Below are 14,988 nucleotides of genomic sequence, written 5' to 3' on the forward strand. Positions count from 1 at the left end.
AAGGCCCGCGCCCCGGAAGGTGCAGGGAGCGGGCCTTTCGCTCGTGGGCGGAGCTCCGCCGGCAGCCGCGGCTCAGAACGCGGGGGCCGGAGCGTACGGCGCCAGCTCGGCGGCCAGCTCCTCGTGCACCCGGGCCTTGAGCAGCGTGCCCTCCGGGGTGTGCTCCTCGGAGATCACATCGCCTTCGGAGTGGGCGCGTGCCACCAGACGACCCTGCGTGTAGGGCACGAGTGCCTCGATCTCGACCGACGGCCTCGGCAGCTCGTTGTCGATCAGCGCGAGCAGCTCCTGGATGCCCTTGCCGGTGCGGGCCGAGACCGCGACGGCACGCTTCTCCGTCCGCAGCAGCCGCTGGAGGACCAGCGGGTCGGCCGTGTCCGCCTTGTTGATCACGACGATCTCGGGCACATCGGTGGCACCGACGTCGCTGATCACCTCGCGAACGGCGGCCAGCTGCTCCTCCGGCACCGGGTGCGAGCCGTCCACCACGTGCAGGATCAGGTCGGAGTCGCCGACCTCCTCCATGGTGGAGCGGAACGCCTCGACCAGGTGGTGGGGCAGGTGCCGGACGAAACCGACGGTGTCGGCCAGTGTGTACAGCCGTCCGCTCGGGGTCTCGGCCCGGCGCACGGTCGGGTCGAGGGTCGCGAACAGCGCGTTCTCGACCAGAACCCCCGCGCCGGTGAGCCGGTTGAGCAGGGAGGACTTGCCGGCGTTGGTGTAGCCCGCGATGGCGACCGACGGCACCTTGTGGCGCCGGCGCTCCTGGCGCTTGATCTCGCGGCCGGTCTTCATCTCCGCGATCTCCCGGCGCATCTTCGCCATCTTCTCGCGGATCCGCCGCCGGTCCGTCTCGATCTTGGTCTCACCGGGACCACGGGTCGCCAGGCCGCCGCTACCGCCGCCCATCTGCCGGGACAGCGACTGACCCCAGCCGCGGAGCCTCGGCAGCATGTACTGCATCTGCGCGAGGGCGACCTGCGCCTTGCCCTCTCGGGACTTGGCGTGCTGGGCGAAGATGTCCAGGATCAGAGCCGTGCGGTCGATGACCTTGACCTTGACGACGTCCTCGAGGTGGATCAGCTGGCCGGGGCTGAGCTCACCGTCGCAGATGACGGTGTCCGCGCCGGTCTCGAGGACGATGTCCCGCAGCTCGTCGGCCTTGCCGGAGCCGATGTAGGTGGCCGCGTCGGGCTTGTCGCGACGCTGGGTCACGCCGTCGAGGACGAGCGCTCCCGCGGTCTCGGCGAGGGCTGCCAGCTCGGCGAGGGAGTTCTCCGCATCCTGCACGGTCCCCGAGGTCCACACCCCGACGAGCACGACGCGCTCCAGGCGCAGCTGCCGGTACTCGACCTCGGTGACGTCCTCGAGCTCGGTGGAGAGGCCCGCGACACGGCGCAGCGCCGCGCGCTCGGAGCGGTCGAACTGGTCGCCGTCCCGCTCTCCGTCGATCTCGTGGCTCCAGGCGACGTCCTCTTCCATCAGGGCATCGGCCCGAAGGCCCTCGGGGTAGGCGTGCGCAAAGCGCTTGGCGTCCTGGGAAGGGGAAGAAGAGGAGGTCATTGGGTCCTTACGTCGTTGAGGGTTCCGTTCGCGGCGACGTGTGCTGGCGCTTTTCGGCCATACACCTCATCACAGGTGCCAACGCTCGAGCGGCCCAGGACATTCCCGGTCGCCCGCCGTCCTTGGGGCCGCGCCGCCGACCCGACGATGGTCGCACGGCACGGCCCACCGCGTCACCCGACTTGTCGCGCGGCTGTCGGGGCCTGTACAGGGTCGCGCTTCCAGTCCGGGTGCCCCGGCATCGGCGGTGTCTTCTCGCTGTACAGCCAGGCCCTGAAGAACACGCTCAGGTCGCGTCCGGCGATGACGGACGCCAGGTGCTCGAAATCGGCCGTGGTCGCCGTGCCGTCCCGGTGCACGGCGACCCAGGCCCGCTCCAGACGCTCGAAGGCGGGGCGCCCGATCTCCTGGCGCAGCGCATACAGGACGAGCGCGGAGCCGTCGTAGACGTTCGGCCGGAAGAGGCTGATCTTGTGGCCCGCCTTCGCCGGCTGGGGGTCGGCGGGCGGGCCGCCCGTCGCCCGCCACTGGTCGGAGCGGGTGTACGCCGCCTTCATACGCGTCTCCAGGGACCGGTGCGCGGTCTCCTCCGCGTACAGGGCCTCGTACCAGGTGGCGTGCCCCTCGTTCAGCCACAGGTCGGACCAGCCGCGCGGGCTGACGCTGTCGCCGAACCACTGGTGGGACAGCTCGTGCACCATGATCGACTCGACGTACCAGGCGGGATAGGCGGGGTCGGTGAACACCTGCTTCTCGAAGAGGGAGAGCGTCTGCGTCTCCAGTTCGAAGCCGGTCTGCGCCTGGGCGATCAGCAGCCCGTAGGTCTCGAAGGGGTAGAGGCCGACCTTCTGCTCCATCCAGGCGATCTGGCCGGGCGTTTTCTTCAGCCACGGCTCGAGGACCGTCGCGTCCTTGGCGGGTACGACGTCACGGACGGGCAGCCCATGCGGTCCCCGGCGGTACAGGACGGTGCTGCGGCCGATGGAGACCTGGGCGAGTTCCGTCGCCATGGGGTGCCGGGTGCGGTAGGTCCAGGTGGTGGACCCACCGGTCCGCTCGCTGCCCCTGGACACACCGTTCGCCACGGCCGTGTAGCCGTCCGGCGTGGTCACGTGGATGGTGAACATCGCCTTGTCGGAGGGGTGGTCATTGCACGGGAAGACCAAGTGGGCGGCGTCGGCCTGGTTGGCCATCACGAGCCCGTCGTTCGTGCGTACCCAGCCGCTGTCCCGGCTCTTCGCGGGCACGGGGTCGCTGGTGTGCCGCACGGTGATCCGCAGGGCGCCGCCCCTGGGGAGCGGGGCGGCCGGCGTGATCACCAGATCCTCCCCCGCGCTGGTGAAGGACGCGGGCACGCCGTTGACGTCGACGGACTGAACCGTGCCGTACGCAAAGTCGAGGTTGACGCTCTCCAAGCGCTGGGTGGCCCACGCCTTGATCTTGGTGACAGCAGTGAGGGGCTTGCTGTTGCTGCCGGGATAGGTGAAGGAGAGGTCGTACGACTGGACGTCGTATCCGGGGTTGCCGAGCGTCGGGAAGAGGGGGTCACCGATGCCCAGGGGCGTGGTGGGCGACGGGGCGCTCGCGGCGATCAGGCAGCCGGAGACGGCGGAGGCGAGCAGGGCGGCAGTCGTACGGCGGGCACGGGGGATCACGGAACGGAGGCTGTGCGGCATGGACCACCGCTACCAGCGCACACCTGTCGCGCGGTGACGACGCGCGCCGGTCACACTCGAACGGGTTCAGCGCCGACGCTCCGCCCCCAACGGGTTTGTCATACAACGCTACTGGGCGGCCGTGGGGTGCTGAGCGCGGCCCACGTCGTAGACACCGGCCACGTTCCGCATCGCACGCATCAGGGCCGGCAGGTGCGCGGCGTCCGGGAGTTGGAGCGTGTACGTGTGGCGCACCCGCTGTTGGCTGGGCGGCTCGACGGTGGCGGAGACGATCCCGACGCCTTGCAGGGCGATCGCCTCGGTGAGGTCCGCGAGAAGGTGCGGGCGCACAAAGGACTCGGCGACGAGCGTGACCCGGCACTCGGTCGTCTCGCCCCAACGCACGCCTACTTCCGCTCGCCCCGTGCCCTTCATGCGCGCCACTCCGGCGCACTCGACACGGTGGACGGTCACCACGCCGCCCCGTACGGCGAAGCCGGTGACCTCGTCGGGAGGCACGGGCGTACAGCAGCCCGCGAGGCGTACGGAGGCTCCGGGCAGGTCGGCGACCGCGTTGGCCGCCGGGGTACCGGAGGTGTCCGGGGTGGGGAGCGCGGGCAGCGCGGGCGGGCGAGAAGCAGGCCCGAGCGCCGCAATGCGCGCTGCGGTACCGTCCGGTGACGTCTCCGCGCGGTACCGCGTGTCGCCCGGGTCCAGCCCGTCGTCGGACGGGTCCTCCGGCACCGGATGTGCCGCCAGCCAGCGCTGGATGGCGATCCGTGCGGCCGGCGTGTGGGCGTGCTCCAGCCACTCCCGGGAAGGCTCCGAGGCCGGGTCCTGCCCCATGAGGAGTTGCACGGTGTCGCCGTCCTTGAGGACCGTGCTCAGTGTCGCCAGGCGGCCGTTGACACGGGCCCCGATACAGGCGTGGGCGTCCTCGCCGTACTGCGCGTACGCGGCGTCCACACAACTGGCACCCTCCGGGAGCCCCAGTGCGCCCCCGTCCTGGCGGTACACGGTGATCTCCCGGTCCTGGGCGAGGTCCTCGCGCAGCGTCGACCAGAAGGTGTCGGTGTCCGGGGCCGCCTCCTGCCACACCAGAAGCCGGGACAGCCAGCCGGGGCGGGTGGGGTCGGCCCGCTCGCCGTCGGCCGGGTCGTCGGAGGCCGGAGCGTACGGATTGCCGAGCGCGATCACGCCGGCCTCGGCCACCTTGTGCATCTGGTGGGTGCGGATGAGGACTTCGGCGACCTCGCCGTCCTCGCGCGCGATCGCGGTGTGCAGCGACTGGTACAGGTTGAACTTGGGGACCGCGATGAAGTCCTTGAACTCCGAGACCACCGGGGTCATGCAGGTGTGCAGCTCGCCGAGGACCCCGTAGCAGTCGGCGTCCTCGTTCACGAGTACGAGGAGCCGGCCGAAGTCCGCCCCACGCAGTCGGCCCCGCTTGCGGGAGATGCGGTGTACGGAGACGAAGTGCCGTGGCCTGATCAGGACTTCGGCCTGGATGCCGGCCTCGCGCAGGACGGTCCGCGCCTGCTCGGTCATCTCGGCGAGGGGGTCGTCGCCGTGCGCCGCGTTCTCGACGATCAGTTCCCTGGTGTGCTCGTACTCCTCGGGGTGCAGTACCGCGAAGACGAGGTCCTCGAGTTCGGTCTTGAGTGCCTGGACGCCGAGGCGTTCGGCGAGCGGGATGAGCACGTCCCGGGTGACCTTGGCGATGCGTTCCTGCTTCTCACGGCGCATCACGCCCAGGGTGCGCATGTTGTGCAGGCGGTCGGCGAGTTTGATCGACATCACCCGGACGTCGCTGCCGGTAGCCACGAGCATCTTGCGGAAGGTCTCGGGTTCGGCGGCGGCGCCGTAGTCGACCTTCTCCAGTTTGGTGACGCCGTCGACGAGATAGCGCACCTCCTCGCCGAACTCCTCGCGCACCTGATCGAGAGTGACATCCGTGTCCTCGACGGTGTCGTGCAGCAGGGAGGCGGTCAACGTGGTCGTCTCGGCGCCGAGTTCGGCGAGGATCAGGGTCACGGCGAGGGGGTGCGTGATGTACGGCTCGCCGCTCTTGCGCATCTGCCCCCGGTGCGAGGACTCCGCCAACAGATAGGCGCAGCGCAGCGGTTCGAGGTCCGCGTCCGGGTAGTGGGCACGGTGCGCCTCGGCGACATGGCCGATGGCGTCCGGCAGCCGGTCGCGGGTGGCCGGGCCGAGCAGCGCAGCCCGGCCCAGCCGGCGCAGGTCGATCCGGGGGCGGCTCTTCCTGCGATGCGCCCCCGGTGTCGCGGGGGCGGGGTTGGCAGGATTCGTGGCCTCCGCACTCATTGGGCACCTCCGGCTGCGTCGACCGGCGGACGGGTGCCCCATGGCGTACGCGGCGCAGGGGATGGCGACAATCCCCCGTCCGGGCCGGTGCTTGATGCTACCGAGCCCATCACGCGCGCCCGACCGGCTCTCGTCGAGCGTGAAACGGATCACCCATTCGAGCGAAGGTTCCGCACGTTTACGGTTTTCCGCCAGGGGCATGAGCGTCGACCGTCGATTCGCCCGTCCCCCGCGCCCAGGGACTGCGGATCACAGCATCCGGTGCGCTCCCGTCTGCGATACGGAGCCGTGCGGCCGGGCGACCGGCCGCGCTTTCCAGCCACGTGGCGCTACGGCGTGTCCCCGTGCACGTGCCACATCGCGCTTCACAGCGCCGCCCGTTCGCCCCCGGGGACACGTCGGCAGGCTGGATTCCGCCGGCCGTCGCGCGTCAGCGAGCCGCGGCGGCCAGCCACACGGCGTCGATCTCGCCCTCGGCGACGATCACCGCTGGTCCGGTCATCTCGATCTCGCCGTCCGGACGTTCGGTGATCACGAGGGTGCCGCCCGGGACGTCCACGGTGTACGTCGCCGGGACGCCCGTCACGGCCGGGTCGGCACCGTCACGACGGGCGGTGGCGACGGCCACCGCGCACGCACCCGTGCCGCACGAGCGGGTCTCGCCGGAACCGCGCTCGTGGACGCGCATCGCGACGTGCCGGGGCGCCCGGTCGACCACGAATTCCACGTTCACCCCGTCCGGGTAGGCCGACGCCGGGCTGAACGGGGGCGCGTCGTACAGGTTGCCGGCGTCCGCGAGGTCGTCGACGAAGGCGACCGCGTGGGGGTTGCCCATGTTCACGTTGCGCGCGGGCCAGGTGCGCTCATCGACGCTCACCTCGACGTCTCCCCCGGGCAGGATCGCCCTGCCCATGCCGACGGTGATGTCCCCCTCCGCCGAGTCGCCGCCGGACCCGGTCTTCGCGATGTGCACGGTCTTCACGCCCCCGCGCGTCGCGATGGCGAGGTCCCCCTCGCCCGCGTACCCGGCGCGCTGGAGGTAGCGTGCAAACACCCGCACGCCGTTGCCGCACATCTCCGCGACCGAGCCGTCCGCGTTGCGGTAGTCCATGAACCATTCCGCCTCGGCCGCCATCGCGCGGGCCTCGGGGTGCGCGGAGGAACGCACGACGTGCAGCAGCCCGTCGCCACCGATGCCCGCACGACGGTCGCACAGCGCCGCGACGGCGGCCGGGGGCAGGTCGATGACGTTCTCGAGGTCAGGGACGATCACGAAGTCGTTCTCGGTGCCGTGACCCTTGAGGAAGGCGATCCGCGTGCTCATTCCTCGATCGTACGGGGTCGCACCGGCACTCTGCGGCGGACGGCCGGCCCCGCACCGCGGACGGCCCGTCCGGTCTCAGGACCGCGGCATCAGCGCAGCCTGGCCACACGCCACACGGCCAGCACCACGACCGCGGCGACGACCACCGCGTACGCGAGAGCCACCCGCCAGTCGGCCCGCCGCCCGGAGCCGCGCGGCGACAGGCCGGGCCATGTGTAACCGACGCGACGCGCGGCCATCATCCCCCAGCCGGCCGCGCACGAGCAGATCAGCAGGCCGAGCATGGCGACCACGGCGCCGCCGTCACCGAACTCGAAGGCCAGGGGGAAGGCGAACATCAGGGAGCCGATCGCCGCCAGCCCCACGATGGGGGCGAGCTGCCAGATCCGCAGCCGGCGCTGCGGCCGCAGTTCGACCTCCACCTCGGGTCCGGCCATCAACTCGTCCGCGTTCGGACCGTCGGCGGTCACACCGCCCGGCGGCTCCTGACCGGGTCCGTCGGAACTGAGCCCCTGCTCCCCGCCCTGCGCGGTGTCGTACTCCGCGCCTTGTGCGGTGTCGCGAGGGCCGGCCTCCATCGCCACGCGCCCTCCCAACTCGGACTCCACTTGGTCGATCGAAGCTCGATGATGGCATGCCGCCGGAGGCCCGTATGACGGCCCGAGCGTCCCGATGCCATCACGTGATCAGGCTGTAACCGGTCGTTCGACCAACGCCAGCGCGAGGTGCGGAAGTTCCCCACGGTTCTCGGCCGCGCCACTGAGCCAGTGCACTCTCGGATCCCGACGGAACCAGGAATCCTGACGGCGCGCGAAGCGCTTGGTGGCGCGCACGGTCTCGGCGCGCGCCTCTTCCAGCGTGCACTCCTCCGCGAGCGCCGCCAGTACCTGCTGATATCCGAGTGCACGCGATGCCGTGCGCCCCTCCCGCAGCCCCCGCCCCTCCAGGGTGCGCACCTCGTCGACGAGTCCCGCCTCCCACATCCGGTCGACCCGGTGCGCGATGCGCTCGTCGAGTTCCGGGCGCGCCACGTCGACCCCGATCTGGACGGTGTCGTAGACCGAGTCGTGACCGGGGAGATTGGCGGTGAAGGGCCGACCTGTGATCTCGATGACCTCGAGGGCACGGACGATCCGGCGGCCGTTGCTCGGCAGAATCGCGTGCGCGGCCTCCGGATCCGCGGAGGCCAGGCGCGCGTGCAGCGCCCCCGGGCCACACACCGCGAGCTCCTCCTCGAGCCGGGCGCGCACCTCGGGATCGGTCCCCGGGAACTCCAGATGGTCGACCGCGCCGCGCACATACAGCCCCGAGCCGCCCACGAGGACGGGCCAGCGGCCCTCGGAGAGCAGCGCATCGATCCGGGCACGGGCGAGGCTCTGGTACTCGGCGACGGACGCGGTCACCGTCACGTCCCAGATGTCCAGCAGGTGGTGCGGCACTCCGCCGCGCTCCTCGGGCGTCAGTTTGGCGGTGCCGATGTCCATCCCCCGGTAGAGCTGCATGGAGTCGGCGTTGACGACCTCGCCGCCGAGGCGCTGGGCGAGGAACACACCCAGATCGGATTTTCCGGCCGCGGTCGGTCCGACGACGGCGATGACCCGCGGTGCGGGGGCTGCACTACTCACCGCAACAGTCTCGCAAACCTCCGGACCCCGTCTCGAACGAGTTACGTAACGCCCCCGATGCGGGTTCGTTGCCCGATGCGGGGTTCCGGTCACCGGTTCCAGGACGAATGAACCGGGCAACGCAAACGGACTCACCGAGCTGCACGGTATTTCGCCCGCACGAGTAATGTATGGAGTTGATATGGGCGTTTTTGGACGGCTTTTCCGGAGGTCGAGGACGACGGAGGAGGCCCGGTCCGCCGCGGTGGAGGCCACACGGCCGACGACCCCGGCCGGAGCGGATGCGCCCGACGAAGCGCAGGACGCGACCACGTCCGCAGCCGGGTCGAAGGGCGCGGTGGAGGTGACCATCCGGACCGCCGACCAGGCCGTCGGGATCCCGAAGCAGCAGTCCGCCGAAAAGGCCGTCGACAACGGGGCCGACGAGGGCGCCCGCAGATAACTGCCCCCGCAAGGGAAGGTGGATCATGCGTCTCGTGGACAATCTGAAAGCCAAGGTCTCGGACTTCGCGCAGCAGCACGAGGGAAAGGTCGATCGTGGCCTTGACAAGGCGGCGAAGGTGATCGACGAGAAGACCAAGGGCAAGTACAGCGACAAGATCCACACCGGCACGGACAAGGCGAAGGGCGCGATGGAGCGCCTCGCGCACCGGGAGACCGGCCCGGCGGGCGGCGAAGGGACGCCACCGGAGGCACCGCCACCCACGGCCTCCTGAAGACGTCCTGGTCGACGGAGGACACCTCGGCGGACGGCCCTGGGGCGGCATCGCCTCCCGGCCGTCCGTCATCTCCGGGATCCGGCCGAGCCCGGGCTCGCGCTACGACCAAGCCGCCACCAGGTACCCCACTCCGTACGGCGCGTCGTCGTACAGGAGCGCGCCGGAAAGGCCCGCGCCGACGGCCGCACCCGCGAGGATCTGCCAGGGGGCCCGGCCGCACGCCTTCAGCTCCTGGGCCGGCTCCACGTCCAGCGCCTGCACAGCCGCCACGTCCGCGTCCCCGAAGGCACGCGCGACCCCGGCGTCGAAGGCCGTCGCGCGCTCGTCCAGATAGCCCGGTGCCTTGAGCGTGCGGCACGCACTGCCGTCGCCCATGACCAGCAGGGCCACCCGCTCGTCCCGCCGGGCGAGCTCGGCTCCCACCTCGGCACACCGCTCCGGGGCGAGGGATTCCGCCACGCCCAGCCCTTCGACGGGCGCGTCCGCCCAGTCCGTACGCTCCAGCAGCCATGCCGCGACAGCGAGTGAGGGCGGAAGCGCACGCCCGGACGCCTCCGGATCCGGTCCGCCGGCGCCCAGCCGTACATCGACGTCCACGCCGAACCCGCGGAACGACCCCGGAGTGCCTTCCAGGTGAGGGCCGCGCCCGCTCGCGTCGGCGGGACCTACGACCATCAGCCGGTCGGGGCGGGCGGCGGCGAGCACACCCAGCGCGTCCACGCATGCGGCGCGAGCGCCGTCCAGTTCGGGCGCGGCGCCCGCGGCGACCTCGGGGACGAGCAGCGGCGGGCAGGGGCACACGGCGGCAGCGACAAGCATGATCCGCAGGGTAACCCCGCGGGAGCACCACTCGTCACTGCCCCGCGCGTGTGTGCGAAACGCAGCGCGCACGCTCACGGCGGAGATCGCCGGACCTCGCGCACGTCGGTGACGGGAGTGTCAGTCGCTGCCGCAAGCCGCGGCCGCGGGCAGAGGCTCGGGGACGCCGATCTTCGGCAGCCCCAGCATCACACCAGCCGGCTTGGCGGCCGGTGCGGCGTTCCGCTTCTCCCACGCGTCGCCCGCGGGTGTGCGGCGCACGCCCAGGACTGGCCCCTCGGCGAGCAGGTGGTGCGGTGCGGCGTACGTGATCTCGACCGTCACCACGTCTCCGGGGCGGACCTCCTCGTCCGGCTTGGTGAAGTGGACCAGGCGGTTGTCGGGGGCGCGGCCGGACAGGCGGTGGGTCGCGCCGTCCTTGCGGCCCTCGCCCTCGGCGACCATCAACTCGAGGGTGCGGCCGACCTGCTTCTTGTTCTCCTCCCAGGAGATGTCCTCCTGGAGGGCCACGAGCCGCTCGTAGCGCGCCTGGACGACCTCCTTGGGGATCTGGTTCTCCATGGTGGCGGCGGGCGTGCCGGGCCGCTTGGAGTACTGGAAGGTGAAGGCCTGCGCGAACCGTGCCTCGCGCACCACGTCCAGCGTCTGCTCGAAGTCCTCCTCGGTCTCGCCCGGGAAGCCCACGATGATGTCGGTGGTGATCGCGGCGTGCGGGATGGCGGCCCGCACCTTCTCGATGATCCCCAGATAGCGCTCCTGACGGTACGAGCGGCGCATCGCCTTCAGGACCGTGTCCGACCCGGACTGCAGCGGCATGTGCAGTTGCGGCATCACGTTCGGTGTCTCCGCCATGGCGGAGATGACGTCGTCGGTGAAGTCGCGCGGGTGCGGCGAGGTGAAACGGACCCGCTCCAGACCCTCGATCTGCCCGCAGGCGCGGAGCAGCTTGCTGAAGGCCTCGCGGTCACCGATGTCGGAGCCGTAGGCGTTCACGTTCTGCCCGAGCAGTGTGATCTCGGAGACGCCCTCGGCGACCAGGGCCTCGACCTCGGCGAGGATGTCGCCGGGCCGGCGGTCCTTCTCCTTGCCGCGCAGGGCCGGGACGATGCAGAAGGTGCAGGTGTTGTTGCAGCCGACGGAGATCGACACCCATGCCGCGTAGGCGCTCTCGCGGCGCGTCGGCAGCGTCGAGGGGAAGGCCTCCAGCGACTCGGCGATCTCGACCTGCGCCTCCTCCTGCACACGGGCGCGCTCCAGCAGGACGGGCAGCTTGCCGATGTTGTGCGTACCGAAGACGACGTCCACCCAGGGCGCCTTCTTCACGATGGTGTCGCGGTCCTTCTGCGCGAGGCAACCGCCGACGGCGATCTGCATGCCGGGCCGCTGGGCCTTCTTCGGCGCGAGGCGGCCGAGGTTGCCGTAGAGCCGGTTGTCGGCGTTCTCACGGACGGCACAGGTGTTGAACACGACGACGTCCGCGTCGCCGTCCGAACCCTCGGGCGCGCGCACGTACCCGGCCTCTTCGAGCAGCCCGGACAATCGCTCGGAATCGTGGACGTTCATCTGGCACCCGTAGGTTCGGATCTCGTACGTCATAGTGCTGGGAACGTCCGCTGCCGGGCTCCGGTCGCTGCTGCTGGTCATGGCTCAAGGGTAGGTGGTTGCCGCAGTGCGCCCACCACGGTCGGCGGCATACCTCGTGCTCGCCGCCGGCCCGGCTCCGTTCCCCCGCGTCAGGGCACGCCGGGCGAGCGTCCCGATGCCGACGCGCTCGTCGCGGCGCCGTCCGGGCCGAACAGGGTCGACCGGGCGCGCCGGACGGTCGGCGCACCTGATCACGGGCCGAACAAAGCCACGTCCCACGGCCGTCGCGCCGGCCGGACACATCGTCGGCTCGCCCGCAGGGGCGGGGCTCGCACTGCCCGGCTTCCGCCGCAGCGGCACGAGCATCACGTGCAGAAAACGTCTCCTGAGATGTTCATCAAGGAGATCGGTGATCTCGTGGCGCAGTCCGGCCATAATCGACCCATGGAGCTGCGACAGCTGGAGTACTTCGTCGCCGTGGCCGAGGAGTTGAGCTTCACACGCGCGGCGGAGCGGCTGCACGTGGTTCAGTCGGCCGTCTCCGCGGCGATCCGTTCACTGGAGCGGGAGCTGGGTCCGACGCTGTTCGAGCGCTCCTCCCAGCGCGTCACCCTCACCGCCGCCGGCGCCGCACTGCTGCCGGCGGCCCGGAACACCCTGGACTCGGCACGGGCCGCGCGTGAGGCGGCGCAGCTCAGCGAAGGGCGGCTGCAGGGCACATTGCGCATCGGGACGTTCAGCTCGCTCGTCCGTCCCGATCTGCCGGAGCTCCTGGGACGCTTCCACCGACTGCACCCGGCGGTGACGCTGAGGCTCGCGGTGTCCCCTCGGGGATCGGCGGGGCTCGTGGAGCGGCTGCTCGCGGGCAACCTGGACCTGGCCTTCGTCGCGCTGCCCGGCGACCCCCCGGCGGGACTGCATGTGCGCGAGCTCTACACCACCCCGATGTCGCTGCTCGTTCCGGCCGACCACCCGCTGGCCCGGGCGGACGTGCCGCGTGAGCTGACGGAACTCGTCGACGAGCCGTTCGTCGACACCCCGCCCGGCTACGGCAACCGTGAGGTGACGGATCGCGCCTTCGCCCGCGCCGGACTGCACCGGCAGGTGGTGCTGGAGGCGTCCGACGTCGGCACCGTCGCCTCCTACGTACGGGCCGGGCTGGGCATCGCCTTCCTGCACGACAGCACGGCCGACGTGGACGGCACGGGGCTGGCCGTCCTGCCGCTGGCGGACCCGGCCCTGCGGTGGACGCTGTCCGTGGCGGTGTCCGCGACCCGCCGCGCGAGCGCGCCGCTGCGGGCCCTGCTGGAGGTGCTCGAGGAGGCCGTGCCGGCAGGCCCGTCGCAGCAGTAGACCGTGATCGCCTCACGGCGAGCACCACGTGGCAGAACTCACAACACTTCGAACTTTGCGCAACTTTAAAGTACAGCCATGGATCTTCACGTCGCGACGAAGTGGGAGACTGCGGTCCTCGCTGGAGGGCCCGCCGACGGCCTGCACATGCAGGTCGCGGGCCGGCCCTCGGTGTTGCAGGTGACCTACCCCTGCCGGGTCGAGGCCCCGGCGGACGGTGTCCGAGTGGAGGCGGTGTACGTCTACCGGCGCCATCTCGGCGTACACGACGAACCGTTGGCGTACGGCTACGACTGCGCGAGCCCCTGATCGACGCGTCTCAGCGGATGGCGGACGGCGGCTCGGCAGCGGCCGCCTCAGCGGAGGCGGGAGACAGGCCGCGGTCCCGAGCAGCGTGACCGACGGCGGCCCGTGCTGCGGCCGCACTTGCGGCCGCAGCCGGCGAGGGCTTCCGCCCGGCGGTGGCGGTCGAGGAGGGCCGACGGGCCGGACTCCCCCCTGTGGCTTCGCACCACCGAGGCCGTTTCCTACGACTCCGGGGGCGTCCAGCCCTGATCGCGCAGGACCGCCGAGACGTCCGGGGCACGATAGTGGTCGCCCTTGAGGACCTTGCCGTCGGTCCGGCGGGAGACCGTGCCGTCCGGGCCGATCTTGGTCATGTTGGCGCGGTGGATCTCGGCGATCACGGCGTCGAGGTCGATGCCGTGCACGAGGGCCGTGCCGTAGGCGATGTACACAAGGTCGGCCGGCTCGTGCGCCAGCCGGTCCAGCGGGCCGGTGACAGACACCTCCGCGACCTCCACCGCCTCCTCGGCGAGCAGCTCTCCGCGGTGCGCGGCCAGCTCCGGGGAGACCTCCGTCGGCACGGTGCGGACGTCGAGCCCGAAGGCGAGGTGGAACTCACGGACCAGGGAGGCGGGGGAAGGGCGCATCCAGTGACCCTACCGGTCGCCGTCGCCGGTCCGCCTGCCACGCCGCGGGCCCCCGCCCTGGTCAGGGGGCCCGCGGCCTGGCAGGATCGCGCGCATGTTCCAGGCTCTCCCCCGGATCGGCAGACGCCGCGCGCTGCTGGGCTCGGCGGCCGCGTTCGTGGCCTTCGGGCTGCTGCTGTGGTGGCTGCTGCCGCTCGGCGAGGAGTCCCCGAGCGGCACGGTCACCTTCAGTACGGGCACCCCGGCCGGCGTCTACCAGAAGTACGGCATCCTGCTGCAGGAGGCGATCGCCAAGGACATGCCGAAACTGAACGTCCGGCTGCTGAACAGCGACGGGTCGCAGGAGAACGTGAAGCGCGTGGCCACGGGGAAGGCGGACTTCACGATCGCAGCGGCCGACGCCGTGGAGTCGTACAAGCTGGGGAACAAGCCGGGCGCCGGCCGGCTGCGCGGCTGCGCCCGGCTCTACGACGACTATGTGCACCTCGTTGTCCCGCGCTCGTCCCCCGTGCGGTCCGTGGCGGACCTGAAGGGCCGCAAGGTGGCCGTGGGACCGGGTGGATCGGGCGTGCGGCTGATCGCGGAGAACGTGCTCAAGGCGGCCGGGCTCGATCCGGAGAAGGACATCAGGCCCCTGTCCGACGGCATCGGGACCATGCCCGGCCTGCTTCAGCAGCACGGGATCGACGCGTTCTTCTGGTCGGGCGGGCTCCCGACCGGCGCGATCACCCACTTGTCGCAGCACTTCGCGATCCGGCTGGTCCCGATCGGCAGTGACCTGGTGGCGAAGCTGCATGCGCAGGGCGGGGCCTCGCGCTACTACCGGGCCGCCGTGATGCCCGCCGACGCCTACCCGGACGCCGAGCAGGGATCCTCCGTGCAGACCGTGGCCGTCGCCAACCTGCTGATGACCCGGCAGGACATGAACGCGGACCTGACCGAGAAGCTCACCCGTACGGTGATCGACAGCCGGGACCGTATCGGCCGCCGGGTGCATGCGGCCCAGCTGGTCGACCTGCGCACGGCGATCTACACGGATCCGCTGGAGCTGCACGAGGGCGCGCGGCGGTACTACCGGTCGGTCAAGCC

Annotated in this window: 14 protein-coding genes; 5 read left to right on the forward strand and 9 right to left on the reverse strand. The window is 71.3% G+C overall.

Annotation, left to right across the window (positions count from 1 at the left end; genetic code table 11):
- Positions 1-72 precede the first annotated feature (72 nt).
- From hflX to miaA, 6 genes are all read right to left on the reverse strand, one after another.
- Complete coding sequence (gene hflX, locus VXC91_RS15780) at positions 73-1,563, reverse strand: GTPase HflX (protein ID WP_329507888.1); 1,491 nt, start codon at positions 1,561-1,563, stop codon at positions 73-75.
- Positions 1,564-1,736: 173 nt separating this feature from the next.
- Positions 1,737-3,239, reverse strand: coding sequence for a M1 family metallopeptidase (locus tag VXC91_RS15785; RefSeq protein ID WP_329507889.1), 1,503 nt, complete (start codon positions 3,237-3,239; stop codon positions 1,737-1,739).
- Positions 3,240-3,347: 108 nt separating this feature from the next.
- Positions 3,348-5,543: a RelA/SpoT family protein gene (locus VXC91_RS15790; RefSeq protein ID WP_329507890.1), complete on the reverse strand. Its 2,196-nt coding sequence runs from the start codon at positions 5,541-5,543 to the stop codon at positions 3,348-3,350.
- A gap of 430 nt (positions 5,544-5,973) precedes the next feature.
- Positions 5,974-6,867 (reverse strand): diaminopimelate epimerase, encoded by an 894-nt coding sequence (dapF, locus tag VXC91_RS15795; protein ID WP_329507891.1) that lies wholly within the window; start codon positions 6,865-6,867, stop codon positions 5,974-5,976.
- 89 nt (positions 6,868-6,956) lie between these two features.
- Positions 6,957-7,445 (reverse strand): hypothetical protein, encoded by a 489-nt coding sequence (locus VXC91_RS15800; RefSeq protein WP_329507907.1) that lies wholly within the window; start codon positions 7,443-7,445, stop codon positions 6,957-6,959.
- A 108-nt stretch (positions 7,446-7,553) separates the two neighbouring features.
- The gene (miaA, locus tag VXC91_RS15805) at positions 7,554-8,492 is read right to left on the reverse strand and encodes a tRNA (adenosine(37)-N6)-dimethylallyltransferase MiaA (RefSeq protein WP_329507892.1); all 939 of its coding nucleotides are present in this window, start codon (positions 8,490-8,492) and stop codon (positions 7,554-7,556) included.
- Positions 8,493-8,673: 181 nt separating this feature from the next.
- Between miaA and VXC91_RS15810 the strand changes: the two genes are divergently transcribed.
- Both VXC91_RS15810 and VXC91_RS15815 read left to right on the forward strand, forming a co-directional pair.
- Positions 8,674-8,934, forward strand: a complete 261-nt coding sequence (locus VXC91_RS15810; protein ID WP_329507893.1) for a hypothetical protein — start codon at positions 8,674-8,676, stop codon at positions 8,932-8,934.
- A 25-nt stretch (positions 8,935-8,959) separates the two neighbouring features.
- Positions 8,960-9,208: an antitoxin gene (locus VXC91_RS15815; protein ID WP_329507894.1), complete on the forward strand. Its 249-nt coding sequence runs from the start codon at positions 8,960-8,962 to the stop codon at positions 9,206-9,208.
- A gap of 102 nt (positions 9,209-9,310) precedes the next feature.
- Here VXC91_RS15815 and VXC91_RS15820 read toward each other — a convergent pair whose 3' ends face one another.
- Positions 9,311-10,030 carry a class III extradiol dioxygenase subunit B-like domain-containing protein gene (locus VXC91_RS15820; RefSeq protein ID WP_329507895.1) on the reverse strand — a complete coding sequence of 240 codons (720 nt, stop codon included), beginning with the start codon at positions 10,028-10,030 and terminating at the stop codon, positions 9,311-9,313.
- Between the two features lie 120 nt (positions 10,031-10,150).
- Positions 10,151-11,674, reverse strand: coding sequence for a tRNA (N6-isopentenyl adenosine(37)-C2)-methylthiotransferase MiaB (gene miaB, locus VXC91_RS15825; protein ID WP_329507896.1), 1,524 nt, complete (start codon positions 11,672-11,674; stop codon positions 10,151-10,153).
- A gap of 384 nt (positions 11,675-12,058) precedes the next feature.
- Between miaB and VXC91_RS15830 the strand changes: the two genes are divergently transcribed.
- Complete coding sequence (locus VXC91_RS15830; protein WP_329507897.1) at positions 12,059-12,967, forward strand: LysR family transcriptional regulator; 909 nt, start codon at positions 12,059-12,061, stop codon at positions 12,965-12,967.
- 78 nt (positions 12,968-13,045) lie between these two features.
- Positions 13,046-13,276: a hypothetical protein gene (locus tag VXC91_RS15835; RefSeq protein ID WP_329507898.1), complete on the forward strand. Its 231-nt coding sequence runs from the start codon at positions 13,046-13,048 to the stop codon at positions 13,274-13,276.
- Between the two features lie 218 nt (positions 13,277-13,494).
- Here VXC91_RS15835 and VXC91_RS15840 read toward each other — a convergent pair whose 3' ends face one another.
- A complete protein-coding gene (locus VXC91_RS15840) occupies positions 13,495-13,899 on the reverse strand; it encodes a pyrophosphohydrolase domain-containing protein (protein WP_329507899.1) in 405 nt (134 codons plus the stop codon).
- Positions 13,900-13,993: 94 nt separating this feature from the next.
- Here VXC91_RS15840 and VXC91_RS15845 point away from each other — a divergent pair.
- Positions 13,994-14,988 (forward strand): TAXI family TRAP transporter solute-binding subunit (locus tag VXC91_RS15845; protein ID WP_329507900.1); only part of this gene is annotated, 995 nt, incomplete at its 3' end.

Source organism: Streptomyces chiangmaiensis, assembly GCF_036281785.1.
GTDB lineage: Bacteria > Actinomycetota > Actinomycetes > Streptomycetales > Streptomycetaceae > Streptomyces > Streptomyces chiangmaiensis.

Excerpts from the sequence above, each read along its gene's own strand:
- hflX (WP_329507888.1), bottom strand. The coding sequence starts at position 1,563 with ATGACCTCCTCTTCTTCCCCTTCCCAGGACGCCAAGCGCTTTGCGCAC.
- VXC91_RS15785 (WP_329507889.1), bottom strand. The coding sequence starts at position 3,239 with ATGCCGCACAGCCTCCGTTCCGTGATCCCCCGTGCCCGCCGTACGACT.
- VXC91_RS15790 (WP_329507890.1), bottom strand. The coding sequence starts at position 5,543 with ATGAGTGCGGAGGCCACGAATCCTGCCAACCCCGCCCCCGCGACACCG.
- dapF (WP_329507891.1), bottom strand. The coding sequence starts at position 6,867 with ATGAGCACGCGGATCGCCTTCCTCAAGGGTCACGGCACCGAGAACGAC.
- VXC91_RS15800 (WP_329507907.1), bottom strand. The coding sequence starts at position 7,445 with ATGGAGGCCGGCCCTCGCGACACCGCACAAGGCGCGGAGTACGACACC.
- VXC91_RS15810 (WP_329507893.1), top strand. The coding sequence starts at position 8,674 with ATGGGCGTTTTTGGACGGCTTTTCCGGAGGTCGAGGACGACGGAGGAG.
- VXC91_RS15815 (WP_329507894.1), top strand. The coding sequence starts at position 8,960 with ATGCGTCTCGTGGACAATCTGAAAGCCAAGGTCTCGGACTTCGCGCAG.
- VXC91_RS15820 (WP_329507895.1), bottom strand. The coding sequence starts at position 10,030 with ATGCTTGTCGCTGCCGCCGTGTGCCCCTGCCCGCCGCTGCTCGTCCCC.
- miaB (WP_329507896.1), bottom strand. The coding sequence starts at position 11,674 with ATGACCAGCAGCAGCGACCGGAGCCCGGCAGCGGACGTTCCCAGCACT.
- VXC91_RS15830 (WP_329507897.1), top strand. The coding sequence starts at position 12,059 with ATGGAGCTGCGACAGCTGGAGTACTTCGTCGCCGTGGCCGAGGAGTTG.
- VXC91_RS15835 (WP_329507898.1), top strand. The coding sequence starts at position 13,046 with ATGGATCTTCACGTCGCGACGAAGTGGGAGACTGCGGTCCTCGCTGGA.
- VXC91_RS15840 (WP_329507899.1), bottom strand. The coding sequence starts at position 13,899 with ATGCGCCCTTCCCCCGCCTCCCTGGTCCGTGAGTTCCACCTCGCCTTC.